At 59.0% G+C, this 18803-nt stretch carries 17 protein-coding genes and 2 tRNA genes; 8 read left to right on the top strand and 11 right to left on the bottom strand.

The window, feature by feature from the left end; genetic code table 11:
- The first annotated feature begins 62 nt into the window (after positions 1 to 62).
- A complete protein-coding gene (locus tag ACR0MS_RS03985) occupies positions 63 to 1466 on the top strand; it encodes an MATE family efflux transporter (RefSeq protein ID WP_480568908.1) in 1404 nt (467 codons plus the stop codon).
- A 6-nt stretch (positions 1467 to 1472) separates the two neighbouring features.
- On the opposite strand, the gene ACR0MS_RS03980 is transcribed toward ACR0MS_RS03985, so the two are convergent.
- The 8 genes from ACR0MS_RS03980 to ACR0MS_RS03945 all read right to left on the bottom strand — a co-directional run bounded on the left by ACR0MS_RS03980 (position 1473) and on the right by ACR0MS_RS03945 (position 9035).
- Positions 1473 to 2573, bottom strand: coding sequence for a M56 family metallopeptidase (locus ACR0MS_RS03980; protein ID WP_480568911.1), 1101 nt, complete (start codon positions 2571 to 2573; stop codon positions 1473 to 1475).
- On the bottom strand, positions 2560 to 2955 hold the full coding sequence (locus ACR0MS_RS03975) for a BlaI/MecI/CopY family transcriptional regulator (protein ID WP_480568914.1): 396 nt from the start codon (positions 2953 to 2955) through the stop codon (positions 2560 to 2562). Before ACR0MS_RS03975 ends, ACR0MS_RS03980 begins: the two co-directional genes overlap by 14 nt.
- A 66-nt stretch (positions 2956 to 3021) precedes the next feature.
- Entirely contained in the window at positions 3022 to 3291 is a 270-nt protein-coding gene (locus ACR0MS_RS03970; protein WP_480569753.1) for a DUF2160 domain-containing protein, read from the bottom strand.
- Positions 3292 to 3434: 143 nt separating this feature from the next.
- The gene (locus ACR0MS_RS03965; RefSeq protein WP_170410573.1) at positions 3435 to 4232 is read right to left on the bottom strand and encodes a carbohydrate ABC transporter permease; all 798 of its coding nucleotides are present in this window, start codon (positions 4230 to 4232) and stop codon (positions 3435 to 3437) included.
- Positions 4229 to 5092: a carbohydrate ABC transporter permease gene (locus ACR0MS_RS03960; RefSeq protein ID WP_170383538.1), complete on the bottom strand. Its 864-nt coding sequence runs from the start codon at positions 5090 to 5092 to the stop codon at positions 4229 to 4231. The genes ACR0MS_RS03965 and ACR0MS_RS03960 overlap by 4 nt, the downstream gene beginning before the upstream one ends.
- Positions 5092 to 6165, bottom strand: coding sequence for an ABC transporter ATP-binding protein (locus ACR0MS_RS03955; RefSeq protein WP_480568919.1), 1074 nt, complete (start codon positions 6163 to 6165; stop codon positions 5092 to 5094). The genes ACR0MS_RS03960 and ACR0MS_RS03955 overlap by 1 nt, the downstream gene beginning before the upstream one ends.
- The gene (locus ACR0MS_RS03950; RefSeq protein ID WP_480568922.1) at positions 6165 to 7214 is read right to left on the bottom strand and encodes an ABC transporter ATP-binding protein; all 1050 of its coding nucleotides are present in this window, start codon (positions 7212 to 7214) and stop codon (positions 6165 to 6167) included. Before ACR0MS_RS03950 ends, ACR0MS_RS03955 begins: the two co-directional genes overlap by 1 nt.
- A gap of 81 nt (positions 7215 to 7295) precedes the next feature.
- On the bottom strand, positions 7296 to 9035 hold the full coding sequence (locus ACR0MS_RS03945) for an ABC transporter substrate-binding protein (RefSeq protein ID WP_480568925.1): 1740 nt from the start codon (positions 9033 to 9035) through the stop codon (positions 7296 to 7298).
- 318 nt (positions 9036 to 9353) lie between these two features.
- On the opposite strand from ACR0MS_RS03945, the gene ACR0MS_RS03940 reads away from it, so the two are divergent.
- The 7 genes from ACR0MS_RS03940 to ACR0MS_RS03910 are packed head-to-tail and all read left to right on the top strand — an operon-like array spanning position 9354 to position 16740.
- On the top strand, positions 9354 to 10715 hold the full coding sequence (locus ACR0MS_RS03940; RefSeq protein ID WP_480568929.1) for a V-type ATP synthase subunit B: 1362 nt from the start codon (positions 9354 to 9356) through the stop codon (positions 10713 to 10715).
- A complete protein-coding gene (locus tag ACR0MS_RS03935; RefSeq protein WP_480568932.1) occupies positions 10693 to 11298 on the top strand; it encodes a V-type ATP synthase subunit D in 606 nt (201 codons plus the stop codon). Before ACR0MS_RS03940 ends, ACR0MS_RS03935 begins: the two co-directional genes overlap by 23 nt.
- Complete coding sequence (locus ACR0MS_RS03930) at positions 11295 to 13091, top strand: V-type ATP synthase subunit I (protein WP_480568935.1); 1797 nt, start codon at positions 11295 to 11297, stop codon at positions 13089 to 13091. Before ACR0MS_RS03935 ends, ACR0MS_RS03930 begins: the two co-directional genes overlap by 4 nt.
- Positions 13088 to 13531 (top strand): ATP synthase subunit C, encoded by a 444-nt coding sequence (locus tag ACR0MS_RS03925; protein WP_170383554.1) that lies wholly within the window; start codon positions 13088 to 13090, stop codon positions 13529 to 13531. The genes ACR0MS_RS03930 and ACR0MS_RS03925 overlap by 4 nt, the downstream gene beginning before the upstream one ends.
- On the top strand, positions 13531 to 14208 hold the full coding sequence (locus ACR0MS_RS03920; protein ID WP_480568939.1) for a hypothetical protein: 678 nt from the start codon (positions 13531 to 13533) through the stop codon (positions 14206 to 14208). The genes ACR0MS_RS03925 and ACR0MS_RS03920 overlap by 1 nt, the downstream gene beginning before the upstream one ends.
- A gap of 1 nt (position 14209) precedes the next feature.
- A complete protein-coding gene (locus ACR0MS_RS03915) occupies positions 14210 to 14902 on the top strand; it encodes a hypothetical protein (protein ID WP_480568942.1) in 693 nt (230 codons plus the stop codon).
- Positions 14899 to 16740, top strand: coding sequence for a V-type ATP synthase subunit A (locus ACR0MS_RS03910; RefSeq protein WP_480568945.1), 1842 nt, complete (start codon positions 14899 to 14901; stop codon positions 16738 to 16740). The genes ACR0MS_RS03915 and ACR0MS_RS03910 overlap by 4 nt, the downstream gene beginning before the upstream one ends.
- A gap of 5 nt (positions 16741 to 16745) precedes the next feature.
- Here ACR0MS_RS03910 and ACR0MS_RS03905 read toward each other — a convergent pair.
- From ACR0MS_RS03905 to recJ, 3 genes are all read right to left on the bottom strand, one after another.
- Positions 16746 to 16820, bottom strand: a tRNA-Glu gene (locus ACR0MS_RS03905).
- A 23-nt stretch (positions 16821 to 16843) separates the two neighbouring features.
- Positions 16844 to 16918: transfer RNA gene (locus ACR0MS_RS03900), tRNA-Glu, on the bottom strand.
- A 98-nt stretch (positions 16919 to 17016) separates the two neighbouring features.
- Positions 17017 to 18759, bottom strand: coding sequence for a single-stranded-DNA-specific exonuclease RecJ (gene recJ / locus ACR0MS_RS03895; protein WP_480568948.1), 1743 nt, complete (start codon positions 18757 to 18759; stop codon positions 17017 to 17019).
- Between the last annotated feature and the right edge of the window lie 44 nt (positions 18760 to 18803).

The raw sequence follows: 18803 nt of genomic DNA, 5'->3' as shown, positions 1-18803 counted from the left end.
CGGTTGCTTCATCGTAGCGACCGCTGGCAGATTGTCGTCGCAAGCGGGGGGACATCGAGCACATGCAATCAGGATCGTCCGGCAAGGCTGTTTTTTTGACAGGCAGCCTGATGCGACACGTCACGCGGATGTCGCTGACCACGAGTATCGGGTTGATGGCAATATTTGCTGTCGACTTTGTGGACATGGTCTTCATTTCGATGCTGGGCAATGACGCGCTGGCCGCGGCTGTGGGATATGCCGGTACTCTGCTGTTTTTTACGAATTCCGTTAACGTCGGTCTTTCGATCGCAGCAGGTGCGTTGGTGGCGCGAGAGTTGGGGGCGGGACGGCCCGAGCGTGCAAGGCAATTCGCGACCAGTGTTGCCATTCTGGGGATTCTGTTCGGTTTAATTGTGTCCGCCATCGTGATGATTAACATACGTTTTCTTCTGTCTGCTTTGGGGGCAGAAGGTGAGGTGCTGCGTCTGGCGGCGCGCTACGTGTCGATCATCTTGCCCACCATGTGGGTCATGGCCATGGCGATGGCTGGCATGGCCGTTCTGCGCGCCAACGGAGATGCCCGGCGCTCGATGATGGCGACGATTTACGGCGGGGTCACGAACGCTGTTCTGGACCCGATCCTGATTTTTGCTGTCGGACTTGGGCTGGACGGTGCGGCCATTGCGTCTGTGATCGCCCGCATTTGCATGCTGATCGCGGCGATAAGACCCGCCGTGCGCGTGCACCGCGCGTTCGCGCGCCCGTCATTCCAACAGGTTGCCGGGGATTTCCGCTCGGTGCGGGCAATAGCTGTGCCTGCTGTTTTGACGAATGTGGCGACCCCGGTCGGCAATGCAATCGTCATCCGTGAGATCGCCCAGTTCGGCACGGACGCCGTTGCTGGCATGGCCGTGATCGGACGGCTGATACCTGTCGCATTCTCGGTCATCTTTGCCCTTTCAGGGGCAATCGGGCCGATCGTTGGGCAGAATTTTGGAGCCGGACAGCACGACCGCGTGAGAGAGGCCTTTTGGTCCGGGGTCAAGTTCACAGCCGTCTATGTCTGCCTCATGGCTGCCACCCTGTATATTTTGCGCGCACCCATCGCGGATTTGTTCCAAGCGCAGGGGGAAACGCGGGCCTTGATCTATCTTTTCTGCGGCCCTCTGGCGCTTGCGTCATTCTTCAATGGGGTGATTTTCGTCTCCAATGCCAGCTTCAACAATTTGGGTCACCCTGTGTATTCAACCTGGGTCAATTGGGGGCGACACACATTGGGAACATGGCCATTCGCCGTGGCCGGTGCCTATATCGCAGGCGCGCCCGGTGTGTTGATCGGGCAGGCACTGGGTGGCGTCATTTTCGCGGCTATCTGTATCGTTCTTGTCCGCCGCGTGGTATCGCGGATGACGACGCCGCAGCCGGTTGATCCGTTTGCGGGACAAAATCGGTTGCAGGCCTTGTTTGGACGGCGCGGTTGGTAGCGAAGGTCAGTCCGCCTGAATGCTGCGCGCTTCCAACCTTTCAAGGTTCACCACTGTGGACAGCATGATGCGGTCGTGGCTCCAATCATCTGCCTGCCGAACCGAGGCTGCGGCCAAACCAAGCACCATTGCAAACGCGAGTGTCAGGCCAAGAAACAGCAGCGGCATGGAAGATTGAACCGAAGGCGCTTCGGCCAAGGCGATTACCCGTTGACGCAGAACTCGTTTTGCCTTGCCGCCTGTTACCAAGGCCACGTTCAAGACGCGTGGGCTTCCTTGAACAACGGTTCTGGCGCAATAGTCCAGTAGACAGGTTGTATAGTCGCGCGCGTTGATACCCCTTCGGGCGACAACAGATTGATCGCAAGCGAGTTCGCGGAGCCGGTCAAACTGGTATTTCAGAACCACATAGGCCGGGTTCCAGAACAGGAACGGGCGCAGCAACTCAAAACCCAGTTCCCACTCGACATCTCCGGCGCGCACGTGTTGCAACTCATGCGCCAGCGCAAACCGCAAATCGCGTGGCGTATCGAGAAGATGGCTGGGCAAAACAACATGACGCCTGCGCAGACCGCGCACAGCAAATGGAACGGCGATGCGATCAGATAGCCGGATATCCACCTTGGCAGAGCACCGCCAAAGATAGCTGCTATTGATCGTGTCGCGTATCGCCAATGCGTCATAGGCAATACGAAGCGCGTATCCCACTGAGATGATGGCCAGCAGGACTAGTATCGCGGATACAATCGGATATTCACCCGAGAAGACCAGATCACCCCAGCGCTGCCGCGTGTTGAGCAGCGCCTCGAACTGCGTGGCTGGCATGGCAATATCGCCCCGCAGATATGCGGCGACTGCTATATCCCCGATCGCAACAACGCCGCGGGCCGAGGTCTGAGCAGCCAGCGCGAAAACGCCAAGGGCAAGGATAGGGCTGAGAACAACGCACAGGCACAGCGCCTTGAGCGCGCGAAGCTGGATCACGAACCCATGCTGCAATGGCGTCTTTGTAAGGGCAGCTCTGACCGCCAACCAAACAAGGGCTGCCAGAACAAGAACAAGGTTCAGTTCGAGATAGGCATCGAGAACCGGTTTAACCGCCGTCATTTTGCAGTCTCCTTTCTACCAATGCCCGAATTTCCTCCAGATCGGTTTCGCTCAGACCGGCATCATCCACCAGACGCGCGACCAGCGTGGCAGGTGTGTCGTCGAACAAAGTTCGCGACAGGTTCTGCAGCGACCGCGCCTGATACCTGTCTTTCTCCAGAAGCGGCGTATAGATCAGCGTCTTTCCGTCCTTGCGGCTTTCGACGAACCCTTTTTCATCGAGAATGCGCAGGATGGTTGCGCCGGATGTATAGGCCAGATTGCGTTCTTCTGGCAGGCGATCAAGCACGTCACGGACCGAGCCCTGACCCAGCGCCCAAAGCTCATTCATGAACTCCAGTTCGACCTCGGTCAGCAGGTTCGTTGTTTTTTTCTTTCGCATCGGTCTTTCGTGTCGCATTTTTTAGTATGCCTGACAGACAAGCATCCTTTCGCTGTTTCGCAAAGCTCAAACTTTCCAGAAGACGAAAATACCCCAGCCGATGGACAGGAAGAGGGGGGTCCAGATGGGCTGACCCACCAACCCCAGCCAGGCAAGGAAGATGTAGGCTGAGCCAAGCAGAGTGATAAACAGCCGATCCCCCAGAGTGGTCGTCAGCCCCAGAACGCCCCGACGTTCGATCCCGTCGCGGAACTTGGTGACTTCGAGAACGCCGATCAGCGCAATAGCCGAAAAGATGCCCACAAACACGGCCAGTGTCGCCGGGGTCCATGCCATCCAGAAATCGGGCCAAAGGGGGTCCGTCCAGGAAAACCCTTTCTCTTCTTCCTGTCCGACATTGCCCCATCCGGCTTTGGCTTGGGCAAAGGCCGTTGACGGCAGGAAGGGGAGGGTAAAAAGTAGTTTACGCATATCGAACCTCACACACGGCCCATCGCGAAACCGCGCGCGATGTAGTTGCGGACAAACCAGATGACGATGGCACCGGGGATGATGGTCAGCGTCCCGGCAGCGGCCAGCAAGCCCAGCTCATACCCTGCACTTGAGGCGGTGCGGGTCATCACGGCGGCGATGGGCTTAGCCTCGACCGCGGTCAGGGTTTTGGCCAAAAGCATCTCCACCCATGAGAACATGAAGCAGAAGAAGGCTGCCACGCCGACGCCCGCTTTGATGTTGGGCAGAAAGATCGTCACGAAGAACCGCGGGAAGGAATAGCCGTCCACATAGGCGGTTTCATCCAGTTCCTTCGGAATGCCGCGCATGAAGCCTTCCAAAATCCACACCGCCAGCGGCACGTTAAACAGAGTATGCGCCAGCGCCACGGCCAGATAAGTGTCGAACAGGTGGATCGAGGAATAGAGCTGAAAGAAGGGCAGTGCGAAAACTGCCGCCGGAGCCATCCGGTTGGTCAGCAGCCAGAAGAACAATTGCTTGTCCCCCAGGAACCGATAGCGCGAGAACGCATAAGCCGCAGGCAGGGCAACGCAGACCGAAAGCACCGTGTTCAGAGTCACATAGGTGATCGAGTTGATGTACCCCCAGTACCACGTTGGATCCGTAAAGATCGTGATGTAATTGTCCAACGTAAAGGTCTGGGGGAACAGGGAAAAGCCCGACAGAATCTCGTTCGTGGTCTTGAAGGACATCGCTACCAGCCAATAGATCGGCAGCATCAGGAACGCGATATAGAGGATCGGGATGAGTGACCGCTTCTTCATTGCGCGTCATCCTTTGTCATCAGAGTGTAGAAGAGCCATGAGACCAGCAGCGTGATGGCGAAGTAGATCAGGCTCATCGCGGCCGCAGGGCCGAGGTCGAACTGTCCCAGCGCGATCTTCACAAGGTCGATCGACAGCAATGTGGTCGAGTTTCCGGGGCCGCCTCCAGTCAAAACGAAGGGCTCGGTGTAGATGTTGAAACTGTCCATAAAGCGCAGCAGAACGGCGATGGTCAGGACGGTTTTCATCTTGGGCAGTTGGATATAGCGGAAGACCGACCAGGGGCTGGCACCGTCGATCTTGGCAGCTTGATAGTAGGCATCCGGGATCGACACGAGGCCCGCATAGCACAGCAGGACAACCAGCGAGGTCCAGTGCCAGACGTCCATGACGATGACGGTGATCCAGGCCGACAAGGGCTGTTGCGTCATGTCATAGTTGATGCCCAGAACATCATTCAGGAAATATCCCATCAGGCCGATTTTCGGCAGGGTAAAGATGTTCCACATCGAGCCGACCACGTTCCACGGGATCAGCATCGGCAGGGCCATCAGCACCAGACAGACCGGCACCCAGAAGCCTTTGCGGGGCATGGAGAGGGCCACGATGATGCCCAGCGGCACCTCGATCAGCAGGATCAGGAAGGTAAAGAGGAACTGCCGACCGAGGGCCGCTTGGAACCGATCCGAACGCAGGATTTGTTCGAACCAACCCAGCCCTTCCCAGAAGAACTGGTTGTTGCCAAAGGTTTCCTGCACCGAGTAGTTGACCACCGTCATCATCGGCACCAACGCGTTGAACGCGACCAGCGCCAGCACAGGCAGGACAAAGAACCACGCTTTTTGGTTTTCCGTTCTCATCAGCTGCGCTCCTCGGTTGCGATCCAACCGTCGCGGTAGACGCGGGATTGTTCTGGTTTGAATTGCAGAAAGACTTGCGAACCCGGCTCGGGCACACTGTGTTCGGTCACGGCTTTCAGGGCCGTGTTGCCGACCATGGCGCTGACCACGTAGTGGCGTCCAATGTCTGAAACCTTCGTCACATGTGCCGGGATGCCGGTGTCACCAAAGCCGACATATTCGGGGCGGATACCCAGATCGGTGCGGCCTCCGTCACCTATGGTCGGGCCTTCCAATATCACTTCGTGGCCTTCGAACACCGCGCGGTCGCCCTTGGTCTCGCAGGGCAGGACGTTCATACCGGGCGAGCCGATGAAGTGGCCGACAAACGTGTGCTGAGGGCGTTCGAACAGGTCAACCGGCGTGCCGATCTGCACAACTTCGCCTTCCTGCATCACGACCACCTCATCTGCAAAGGTCAACGCCTCGGTCTGGTCGTGGGTCACGTAAATCATCGTCGCTTTGACCCGCTGATGCAGTTCTTTCAGCTTGGACCGCAGTTTCCATTTCAGATGCGGGTCGATCACGGTCAGCGGTTCGTCAAACATCACCGCGTTCACGTCATCCCGGACTAGCCCGCGCCCCATCGAGATCTTTTGCTTGTTATCCGGGCTCAGACCGCTTGCGCGGGTGTTCAGCATATCGGTGACGTCTAGCATCTCGGCAATCTCATCGACGCGGCGCTTGATCGTTGCGGCATCGACGCCCCGGTTTTTCAGCGGAAAAGCCAGGTTTTCGCCCACAGTCATCGTGTCGTAGATCACCGGGAACTGGAATACCTGCGCGATGTTGCGCTGATCGGGGGGCAGGGCGGTGACGTCCTGACCATCGAACAGAATCTGACCCTCGGACGGGGTCAACAGGCCCGAGATGATGTTCAGCAGCGTGGACTTGCCGCAACCCGACGGTCCCAACAGGGCATAGGCGCCACCATCGCGCCAGGTCACATCAATTTCCTTCAGCGCGTAATCCTCGGGGCCTTTCGGCGCGGGCATATAGCTGTGCTTGAGGTTTGAAAGCTTGATCTGCGCCATTAGACCACCCTTTTCCCGTCTTGGCTGAAATACCGGCAATGCGCTGGATTCATGTAGAAACTGTGATCTTCACCAACTTGATAAGGGTGAACGCCTGCCGCCAAAGACACCCAGGCGTCGTCCCCATGTTGGAAATGCGCACTGGAGTCCGACCCCGACAGCTCGGTCACGATCACGCGTCCTGTCAGTTCGACATCGGCGTCCGAGGTGCGGAATGGGGTGACCCGGTGCGGGCGCACGGCGACCATGTAATCTCCGTCAGCGATGTTTGAGACGGCCCAGCCACCGCCCCCGGCAAGTTGCGCTTGCGCGCCTGAAACTGAGATGCGCGCCACGTTGATCGGAGGGTCCGAGAAGACGCGGGCTGCGGCGATGTTTTCGGGGTTGCGGTAGATATCGGCGGTGGGGCCGAACTGCGTGACGCGGCCGTCTTCCATCAGTGCGGTATAGCCACCCAACAGCAGTGCTTCTTCGGGTTCCGAGGTCGCGTAGACCACCACTGCGCCACGTCCGGCGAACAAATCGGGTAACTGCTCGCGCAGTTCTTCGCGCAGTTTATAGTCAAGGTTGGCCAGAGGTTCGTCCAGAAACACCGCGCGGCTTTCCTTGGCAATCGCGCGGGCCAGCGCTGTACGTTGTTGCTGTCCGCCCGACAGCTCATGCGGCCGGCGGTGCAACATGGGGCGCAGTTGAAGCAGATCGGCGGCTTCTTCGACACGGCCTTCGATCTCGGATTTTGCCATGCCCGCCACGCGCAGGGGCGAGGCGATATTGTCGAAAACAGTCATATTCGGGTAGTTCACAAAGAATTGGTGCACCAGGCTGATCTGCCGCTTTTGCGTGTTCAGCCGGGTCACGTCCTGCCCGTCCATCAGGACTTTTCCGGACGCGATCGGGTCCAGCCCGGCCATCATCTTGATCAGAGAGGTCTTGCCCGATCCTGTCGCGCCCAACAGAACATTGAAATGGCCGGTCTGAAGCGTCAGGTTTGTGGGCTTGATGTGGATGACGTTGCCAACCCGTTTGGTGGCGTCTTGAAGTTCGATCATGTCCGTGGGTTCCGGTCCTTCAGTGCGGCGCACTGGTCGTGGGGTGGGGATGCCGCGCACGGCACCCCCGGTTGCATTGGCTTAGTTGGCCTGCCAGCGCGCCACCAGTTCGTCGTAGTTGACGGTCTGGCCCTGCGGCTTTTCGTTGTCCAGCTTGGCCTTGGGCGAACCGGCTTTCTCCAGCCAGAAGGCAGGATCCTGCGGCTCGTTCAGACGCGGACCACAGCCGCCGTAGACACCGGCGCTTTCATCCGCGGCCTGCATCCGGGCCATGGTGATGTCCATCTCTTCGGCCAGACGGTCCATCGCCTCTTGCGGCGTAAACGCGCCCGAGTTCACGTCACCGATCTGCTGCCACCAGATCTGAGCCAGCTTCGGATAGTCCGGCACGTTGATGCCGGTCGGCGACCATGCCACACGATCAGGCGAGCGATAGAACTCGACCAGACCACCCAGCTTGGGTGCGCGTTCGGTGAAGGACTCGTGGTTGACCGAGCTGTCGCGGATGAAAGTCAGACCCACATGGGACTTCTTCACATCGACAGTCTTGGACGTCACGAACTGAGCATAGAGCCAAGCCGCCTGAGCACGATCCTCGGGGGTCGATTTCAGGAAGGTCCAGGAGCCCACGTCCTGATAGCCGACCTTCTGGCCTTCTTCCCAATAGGGACCGTGCGGGCTGGGCGCCATCCGCCACAGCGGTGTGCCTTCGTCATCCACGGTGTTGTTGCCTTCGGACTTCGGCTTCACCATGTCGGCGGTAAAGGCGGTGTACCAGAAGATCTGCTGGGCCACGTTGCCTTGGCTGAGCGCCGGCAGCGACTGGTAGAAGTCATAAGACGCCGCACCCGGAGGCGCATAGTTCCGCAGCCATTCATCCCACTTGCGGATCGCATAAACCGCAGCCGGGCCGTTTGCCGCACCACCGCGCGAAACGGATGCACCGACAGGGTTACAAGTGCCCGCTTCCATGCGGATGCCCCATTCGTCGACCGGAACACCGTTCGGCTCGCCCACGTCACCGGCACCGGCCATCGAAAGCCACGCGTCGGTCATACGCCAGCCAAGGTCAGGCGCACGCTTGCCGTAATCCATGTGGCCATAGATCGCGACGCCATCGACTTCTTTCACGTCATTGGTGAAGAACTCGGCGATGTCTTCATAGGCCGACCAGTTGACCGGGACGCCCAGATCGTAGCCGTACTTTTCCTTGAACGCGGCCTTGTTCGCTTCGTCATCGAACCAGTCCTTGCGGAACCAGTAGAGGTTGGCGAATTGCTGGTCCGGCAGCTGATACAGCTTGCCATCGGGACCGGTGGTGAACTGAATGCCCATGAAGTCATCCAGATCCAGCGTCGGCGAGGTCGTCGCCGCCCAGTCGCCTTCCATCATGTCGGTCAACGGATAGGCCAGTTGCAGACGCGAGTGGGTACCGATCAGGTCACTGTCGTTGACATAGCCGTCATACAGGTTCCGTCCGGTTTGCATCTGTGTCTGAACAGCCTGAACCACTTCACCCTCACCGAGGATCTGGTGATTGACCTTGATGCCGGTGATTTCCTCGAACGCCTTGGTCAGAACCTCGGATTCGTAGGAATGGGTTGGGATACCCTCGGACAGGACGTTGATTTCCATGCCGGCATAGGGCTGTGCAGCTTCGATGAACCACTTCATCTCACCCATCTGCTCGTCTTTCGACAGCGTTGATGGCTGGAATTCGTCATCAATCCAGCGTTGTGCTGCGGCTTCGTCAGCCCAAGCAGGGCCGTGCCCCGCAATGACGGCAGCCGCCGCCACTGCAGAAAGTAGATGTCTCCGCATCTGTCTCCTCCCAAAAGATTATGAGTTCCGGTATTGACCGGATGACGAACAGCATCAGCGATTTCGCGCTTAGCTGTCAAACTAATTTTTTAGTAAATGGCGGGGATTGAAAGTAATTTATTGTTTTAATTGTAAAAAACGTCCATTTTTGGTTTTCTGGAACGGCGATTAATTGAACCGCGCACCGGTCGACCCTCGGCGTTATCTTTCCTTGCCAAGTCCTTGATTCTTTGTAAGCTGATCGGGATTTCGCTGGTTTCGAGCGGATGTCTTGCACAGTGATTTCGCTATTTCTTTTTAGACGACTGAGGTTCAATGATGTCCCAAAGTCTTTTGAAGTACACACGTGTTCTGGAAATTGTCGGGGACACACTCAAAGTCAGAGTGCCGTTGGATGGCGAAACCGATGCTGCGGTTCGGTTCAACGACCTGGCCGTGATCGAAACGGTGGACGGGCACAAAACGCTGGCGCAGGCGATCTTCATCGACCGCGATGTGGTCACGCTGCAGGTGTTTTCCGGCACCAAAGGGATCTCGACCGAGGCGACGGCGACCTTTCTGGGTCATCCGATGCAGACGCCCTATTCGGCGAATATTCTGGGCCGTGTTTTTGACGGGGCAGGGGTGGCAATCGACGGTGGGCCTGATCTGTCATCCGAGCCACGGATTGAGATTGGCGGGCCGACGGTGAACCCATCGGAACGTGCCGTTCCCAACAAGATGATCCGCACCGATGTGCCGATGATCGACGTGTTCAATACTCTGGTCGAAAGCCAGAAAATCCCGATCTTTTCTGTCTCGGGCGAGCCGTTCAATGCGTTCCTCAGCCGGATCGGTATTCAGGCCGATGCGGATATCGTGGTGTTTGGCGGGCTGGGGCTGATCTTTGACGACTATCACGCGTTCCGGACGTCGTTCGAGGATGCAGGCGTGTTCTCGCGCACGGTGATGTTCGTCAATCAGGCGATGGACCCGCTGGTCGAACGGCTACTGGTGCCAGATATGGCGCTGGCGGTGGCCGAGAAATTCGCGGTGGAAGAAGGCAAGCGCGTGCTGGTGCTGCTGACCGACATGACCGCCTATGCGGATGCGATGAAGGAAGTGGGGATCAGTCAGGAACGCGTGCCTTCGCAGCGGGGATACATGGGTGATCTCTATTCCCAACTGGCGCGGCGGTATGAGAAGGCGTGCGATTACGCCAAGGGCGGCTCGGTCACGGTTCTGACCGTGACAACGATGCCCGGCAATGATGTGACCCATCCCGTGCCCGACAACACCGGCTATATCACCGAGGGGCAGTTTTATCTGCATTCGGGGGTGATTGATCCGTTCGGCAGCCTGTCACGCCTCAAACAGAATGTGATCGGCAAGACCACGCGCGAAGATCACGGGCAGATCATGAACACAATGATCCGCTTCTATTCCGAAAGCCGCGACGCCGCGCAGAAACAGGCGATGGCCTTTGATCTGTCGGATTACGATCACCAGTTGCTGAAGTTCGGCGCGCTGTTCCGGGCGCGGTTCATGGATATCAACGTCTCGATCCCGCTGGAGGATGCGCTGGATCTGGGGTGGAAGACGCTGGCCGAGTGTTTCCAGCCCGAACAGTTGCTGATGAAGCAGGCGCTGGTCGACAAGTATTTTCCAAAGGATGCCGATGGCGCGGTTGCAGCTGAATAAATCGTCGCTGGCCCGCCAGCAGACCCAGCTGAAAAGCTATGAACGGTTCCTGCCGTCGCTGGACCTAAAACGCCAGCAGTTGATGGCGGAACGTGCCAAGGCGCGTGAAGATGTGCAGCGCCTTCAGCAAGAGGTGCATGATCTGGCGCAGCAGGTCGGGGAAAAACTGCCGATGCTGGCGCAGCAAGGGATCGATCTGGACGGGCTGGTCGAGTTGAGGGATTACCAGCTGAAAGAGGTCAACGTGGTCGGTGTCAAGATGCCCGATCTGGACCGGATCGAGGTTGCCGTGCGGCCCTATTCGCTGTTGGCGAAACCCCATTGGGTCGATGCCGCCGCCAACCTGTTGCATGACATGATCGAGGCGCGGCTGCGTGTGAAGGTCGCTGAGGAACGGGTTCTCATCTTCGACAAGGCCGTCGCCACGATCACGCAGCGGGTGAATCTGTTCGAAAAGGTTCTGATCCCGCGCGCCAAGGCCAATATCAAGAAGATCCGCATCTATCTGAGCGATGAACAGATGCAGGCGGTTGTGCGTTCGAAAATCTCCAAGCGCAAACATGCGCAGGAGGCGCGGGCATGAGCGTCGCGCGGCTGAAGAAACTGTCCCTCGTCGGACCCGCCGCGCAGAAGGGCGACACGCTGGAGGCGCTGCAAGAGCAGGGCTGTATGCATGTGCTGCCACTTGCGCCTCCGCCAGCCGAGCCGGAAAAGATCAGCGAACGCGGCGCGCGTAATGCGTATAAGGCGCTGCGCTTTTTGACCGACGTCGCCGACCCGCGCCGACAGATACAGCGCGATCCCGCGTTCGACATGGGCCAGTTCGTGCGCGACGTGCTGGACCTGATGCAGCGCACCCGCGATATGACGGATCGCCGGGATTTTCTGGTCGACCGGATCGCGCGGGTACGCCCTTGGGGGGATTTGGATTTCCCACCGACCGATGTGCTGGCGGGCAATCGGCTGTGGTTCTATCAGCTTCCCCTGAAACATCGCGAGGCATTGTCGGACATCAATCTGCCTTGGGCGATATTGCAGCAGGATCATCGGTACATTTACGCCGTCCTGATTGCACCCGACGATCCGGGCGACGACATCCTGCCGGTGCCGCGCACGCATACCGGCTCTTTGCCGATTCACGAATTGGAAGCGCAACTGGAAGAGGCTGAGATCGCGATCGAAGCGCTGGAGGCCGAACGGGTTGCCCAGACACGCTATCTGACCCTGATGCGCCGGAACTTATCGGCGGCGGAAAGCGCTGCGGAACTGGCCCATGCGACCCAGAAGGTCTGCGATGCGGAGGCGATGTTCGCCTTGCAGGGCTGGGTGCCCGAGGATCGCATCGAGGCAGTACTGGACATGGCAAAATCCAAACACGCCGCTGTTCTGATTGAAGAACCTGGGCCGGATGACAATCCACCGACCCTGCTGGAGCAACCGGAGAGCCGCAGCGCGGCAGTTGATCTTGCGCTGTTCTATCAGGTGCCGGGGTACAAGGATTGGGACCCGAGCATTATCGTCGCCGCCTCATTCGCGTTTTTCTTTGCCATGATCGTGGCGGATGCTGGGTACGGAGCGGTCATTCTGCTGGGCCTGCTGGCGTTCTGGAAACGGATGGGCAAAACGCCGGGTGAACGGTCCTGGCGCCAATATGGGGTGATCATTTCCGGTGCTACGATTGTCTACGGCGTGTTGGTCGGCAGCTATTTCGGTGCATCTCCAGCCGAAGGCACGGTTTGGGCCAAGCTCAAGATACTGGACCTCAACAACTTTGGCGCGATGATGATGATTTCGATCGTGGTGGGCGTATTGCATCTGGTGTTGGCCAATGCTTTGGCCGCGCGCGCGGCATGGGGGCAGCGGAGGGCTGTTGCAAACCTCGGCTGGATCGGTGCCTTAATCGGCGGGTTTATCATGTGGCTCAGCTATATGAAGGGCGGGTCGATGCTGCCGGGGTCGGTTGTATTGGCTGCGGGTGTTCTGGCTATTGTCCTGTTCTCAAGCGAGCGGGTGGTGCGCAAACCGATCGACTGGCTGTGGCGGCTGATTGAAGGGCTGCAAAGCCTTGCCGGGGCGATGGGGGCTTTTGGCGATGTGCTGAGCTATATGCGTCTGTTTGCGCTGGGTCTGGCCTCGGCCTCGCTTGCGATCACCTTCAACGATCTGGCCGTTTCGGTGATGCAGGCAATGAAGGGGCCGGGCATTCTGTTCGGGCTGCTGATCCTGATCGTCGGCCATATTCTGAACTTCGCCCTCGCGATGATGAGCGGCGTCGTTCACGGTTTGCGTCTGAATTACATCGAATTCTTTAAATGGGGTCTGCCGGATGAAGGCATCGTCTTTCGCCCGTTCGCCCGCAAGGAGGTACAGGAATGAATGAGCTTGTATTGACATTGGGTTGGCTGGGTATCTACGCGCCAATGGCGTTGGGCGCGGCGGCAAGCGCCATTGGGTGCGCCATCGCTGGGCAGGCCAGCATCGGCGCGATGACGGAAACCGAAGGCGGCTATGGTCGGTTCGTCGGTGTCTCGGCATTCCCGTCTACGATGGTGATCTACGGGATCGTCATCATGTTTACCCTGAACCGCGAGGTGACGCCCGAAAATGCAGGCGGGCTGTTTGGGATCGGTATCCTTTCAGGCATCGCGCTTATGTATTGCGGTATTTGGCAGGGCCGGGCCTGCGCCGCGGCGATCAACGCGACGAAAGAGAAACCTGAAATCTTCGGCTTGGCGCTTGCTCCGGCGGCGATCATCGAAGGATTTGGCGTTTTCGCCTTCGTATTCGCATTGGTCATCAGCGCGGGGATTAGCTGATGGCACAGAATGGAATGATCTCTCATGGCGTTGATGCCCTGATCGACAAGCTGCGAAATGACGGGGTTGCCGCAGGTCAGGCAGAGGCCGAGAAGTTGCGCGCAGAGGCTAAGGCTGAGGCCGCCAAGATCCTCGCAGATGCCAAGCGCGAGGCTGAGGCGCGTCAGAAGAAAGCCCGCGCCGACTCGGACAATTACCGCGCGGCTGGGGAAGAGGCGCTGAACACCGCGATGCGCGATGCCGTTTTGACCATGAAAGCCGGTCTGACCGACCGCTTCCGCAAAGATGTCGAGCGCCTTGTCACCAAGGAAATGGCTGATCCCGAGATGCTGAAACAGATGATCCTTGAGGTTGTTGGTCGGGCAGCAGCAGGTGCCAAGTTGGACGGTAAAGTGCAGGTGATCCTGCCCGCGAAAGTGGCCACTCAGGAAGATATCAAACAGAACGCCGACGATATCCAGTCGGGCAAGTTGACCAAATACGTGCTGGGACTGACCGCTGAAATGCTGCGGGAACAGGTCGAGCTGCACGCATCAGACGATACACAGGATGGCATTCGCATCCAGGCCGAGGAACAGGGCGTTGCGCTGGACCTCACAGACAAAGCCGTGGCCTCGCTGTTGATGGAGCATCTGCAACCCAGATTTCGCGCCGTACTGGAAGGGGTGATCCGCTGACATGTCGGACCCGGACGCCTATATCGCGCTGATCAGCAGTTTGCCGGGCTCGGAGCGGTTGTTTGTTGCCAAGCAGCCGCCTTTGTCCCGACTGCGACTGGATCGCCGGTTGAAGGCGTTGGCACCCGAAGATGCCCGGGTTCTGCGCGTGTTGGAGCACGCTCTGAACTGGAACGATTACGACATGGACGTCACGGACGATCAGGCGATTGCGCGTTGCAAGACGGCGTTGGATGACATTCCGCAACCAACATTAAAAAAATTGCTTATCGAACGGATGGACTTGCGCACCGCTGTCGCCGCTTTGCGACTTCGGGATCGGGGGGAGGCACCGCCTGCAATGTCTTTTGGCTTCGGACGATGGAGCCGCCATATCCCAGCGCATTGGAATGATCCCGGTTTCGGGTTGGATGCAGCCATGCCCTGGATCAAAGAGGCCCGTCAGTTGCTGGAAGCCAAGGATCCGCTGGGGCTGGAAAGACTGCTTTTGTCGATAAGTCACAAACAGTTAAAGCGCCACACTGCGCGGCATCTTTTCGATTTCGAGGCCGTGGCGATCTATGTGCTGATCTGGAATATTTTCGACCGCTGGGCGCAAAGCAGCGCACAGGAGGCGGCAGCACGATTTGAAAAACTGGCGCAACAGGCCATGGCCGACGTCGCCGATATCGACTTTGAGGGAGCTTACGCATGACCGCCCCAACCCCATCCACTCAAACCGCCACCGCTCGTGTTGTTTCGGTTCAGGAGGGGCTGGTTCAGATCGAAGCAAAACCGGATGCAGAAGGTCACCCCGGTCAGTTGGTCAAAAACGAGGTGGTGTTTATCCTGCCGACTCGCCTCGGCCCCGGAGGTCGACAGGAACGCCTGAAGGCCGAAGTGCTGCGCGTGCGTGGGAAAACGGCGGACGTGCAGGTCTATGAAAGCACGGACGGCGTCGCCGTGGGCGATCCGGTCGAACAGTCCGGGCAATTGCTGTCGGTCGAACTGGGACCGGGCCTGCTGGGACAGGTGTTCGACGGTCTGCAATCCCCTTTGCCGAAAGTCGCGGCTGAGTTTGGCACCTTTCTGCCGCGCGGTGCGGATGTGGCCCCGTTGGATGATCAGGCCAAGTGGTCGTTTTCTCCGACCATCAAGGTTGGCGATACTGTTCGCGCCGGGGACAGTATCGGAACCGTGCCCGAGGGTAGGTTTGAACACAAAATCATGCTGCCGTTCAACTGGGTTGGCGACTACAAGGTTGTCTGGGTCCAGAAGGGCGCGGCCACGATCCACGATATCGTGGCACGGCTTGAGGACGAACAGGGCGGAGAGCATACTCTGACCCTTTCACAGAAATGGCCGGTGCGCCGTCCATTGCCCGAAGGGGTTCTGAAGCGCGCGCTGTCCGAAAGGCTTTATCCAACCGAGCCGGTGCTGACATCTCAGCGCCTGATCGACACATTCTTTCCCATTGCGCGGGGTGGAACCGCCTGTATTCCGGGGCCGTTTGGTGCGGGCAAGACAGTGTTGCAGAACCTGATCGCGCGAAACGCCAAGGTGGACATCGTCATCGTCGTCGCCTGCGGCGAGCGCGCGGGGGAGGTGGTTGAAACCATTAGCGAATTCCCAAAGATGACTGACCCGACCTCGGGCGGCAGCCTGATGGACCGGACGATCATCATTTGCAACACGTCGTCCATGCCCGTTGCGGCGCGCGAAGCGTCGATTTTCACCGGTATCACGCTGGGAGAGTACTATCGCCAGATGGGGTATGATGTTCTGCTGATCGCCGACAGCACAAGCCGCTGGGCGCAGGCCATGCGTGAGACGTCTGGCAAGCTGGAAGAAATTCCGGGCGAAGAGGGGTTTCCGGCCTATTTGGAAAGCTCGATCAAAGGGTTGTACGAGCGCGCGGGTGCCCTGAAGACCAATGATGGCGATCTGGGCAGCCTTACCTTGATCGGGACGGTCTCACCCGCTGGCGGCAACTTTGACGAACCGGTCACGCAGTCGACCTTGTCTACGGTGAAATGCTTCCTCGGCCTGTCGTCTGAGCGCGCCTATAAACGATTCTATCCTGCGGTGGACCCAATGCTCAGCTGGTCACGGTATCTGGATCAATTGTCTGACTGGTACGATGCCAACGCCGAAGCGGGGTGGACAGGGAAGGTTCGTGATCTTCTGGCACTGATCGAAAAGGGCGAACAGGTCGACCAGATGATGCAGGTGACGGGTGAAGAGGGCGTCACGATTGAGGACTTTGTCACTCAGCAAAAGGCGCTGTTCGTGGACATGGTTTACCTGCAACAAGATGCGTTCGATAAGGTGGATGCGACCGTCCCGCTGGAGCGGCAGAAGATGACCTTCAAGCTGGTCTACGGCGTGACGCAATCCAGCGCCGAATTCACCGATAAGGCCGAGGTGCGGCAGGTCTTTACGCAGTTGACGGGTTTGATGAAAAACTTTCACTATGCGGCTGAAAACACGCCGGAATTCAAATCTACCTGGGGTCAGATCGAAGACCTGTGCCGCGAGAAGTTTGGAGTGTAGAGAAATGGTAGCCCGTAGGGGAATCGAACCCCTCTTTCCAGGTTGAAAACCTGGCGTCCTAACCGATAGACGAACGGGCCATTTAAGGCGATACAAGCACAAGTGGTAGCCCGTAGGGGAATCGAACCCCTCTTTCCAGGTTGAAAACCTGGCGTCCTAACCGATAGACGAACGGGCCACGTTAGCTTGTGGAGCGCCTTTTACGGTTTACCTACACCCCCCGCAAGCCGAAAAATGCAGGGAGGGACAAGTTTTTTGGCAGGGCCGAATGAGGGGCTAATGGGCCTCGGCCGCATCCTCCAGCCTGAGCTGCACAGATTGCCGTCCGCCCCATGTGTTGACCTCGAGCCGACCGGCGAAATGGAACCGCGCGCCGCCGTGGTTGGACAGCTTTTCACCCATCGGCCCGTCGAACGCGCCGAATGCAATGGCGTCCAGCCCTGCGCCCACACCGTCGGACAGGGACAGTTTCAAATGGGATTCGCCCACACGCTTGGCAAAGCGCACCTGCAAGTCGGGCAAGGCATAGCGCGGGGCAGGGGCGCTGGCCCCGAACGGGCCTGCTTTTTCAATCTGTTCGATCAGGTCCACCGTGGCGGCACCCGGCATCAGGGTGCCGTCCAGTTTCAGGTCAGCCGGGCCGCCTTCGCCCGCGCCCTGTTTGGCCAGCAATTCCGACAGCCGCGCCATCGCCGGCTCCAACTGATCGCGCATCACGGTCAGACCGGCGGCCATCTTATGCCCACCACCTTTGACCAGCAGCCCCTCGGCTGCCAGACGCTGAATTGACGCCCCTAGATCGACGCCTGAAACCGAACGGCCCGAGCCTTTGCCCTCATCCCCGTCAAATCCGATCACGATGGCAGGGCGGTTTGCAGCTTCTTTCAGGCGCGAGGCGACGATGCCGACGACGCCCGGATGCCAGCCCTCACCTGCCGCCCAGACCAAGGGCGCATCCAGCCCGCGCTCTTCAGCCTGTTCCATGGCGGCTGCGCGCACGGCGTTTTCGATATCGCGACGTTCTGTGTTCAGTTCATCCAGCCGTTGTGACAGGGCTTCGGCCTCGTGGATGGACTCGGTGCTGAGCAGCCGTGCGCCCAGATCGGCCTGACCAATCCGCCCACCGGCATTCACACGTGGCCCCAGCAGGAACCCCAAGTGATAGCTGTTGGGCGCCGAATCCATCCGCGCCACATCCGACAAGGCCACCAGACCGGGGCGCTGCCTTTGCGCCATGACTTTCAACCCTTGCCGCACAAGCGCCCGGTTTGCCCCGATCAAGGGGGCCACGTCCGCCACAGTCGCCAGCGCCACCAGATCCAGCAGAGAGATCAGGTCTGGCCCCTTTACCCCGGCCTCACGCAACTGCCGCCCGGCCTCGACCAGCATCAGGAACACAACGCCCGCCGCGCAGAGATAGCCAAGTTCGCCGCTTTCATCCTGCCGGTTCGGGTTCACCACGGCCACGCAATCGGGCAGGGTTTCACCGCCCAAATGGTGATCCAGCACGATCACATCCGCGCCCTTGGCAGCCGCAATCGGTTCATGGCTGAGTGTGCCGCAATCGACGCAGATGATCAGGTCGTGATTTGCGGCCAGGTCCTGCATGGCAGGGACGTTGGGGCCATAACCCTCATCAATCCGGTCGGGGACATAAAGCGTCGCTTGCAGCCCTATCTGACGCAGCCAGACCAGCAACAAAGCGGCTGAGCTGCCGCCATCCACGTCGTAATCGGCAAAGACGGCAATCCGCTGCTTGGCACGTACCGCCGCCAGAAAACGGGTGGCGGCGACCTCCATATCCTTCATCGCGCGGGGGTCGGGCAGCAATTCCTTCAGCTTGGGGTCCAGAAACCCGGGGGCCTCCATCGCCGGAACACCGCGTCGGGCCAGAACCTGACAGACCGCACGCGGCAGCCCCGCCTGTTGCACCAGCATCTCGGTCGCGCGTTCCACATCCGCCGAGGGGCCGACCCAGCGCCGCCCGGACAACGATTGTTCAACCCCTAGAAAGCTCATGACCTGCCCCTGATATGCCAAGGCCGGACCCTCGCGGACCCGGC

It is taken from the genome of Ruegeria sp. CJ2, assembly GCF_056536745.1.
Note: the sequence above shows the minus strand (reverse complement) of the source record. Positions and strands in the feature narration are given on the sequence as shown.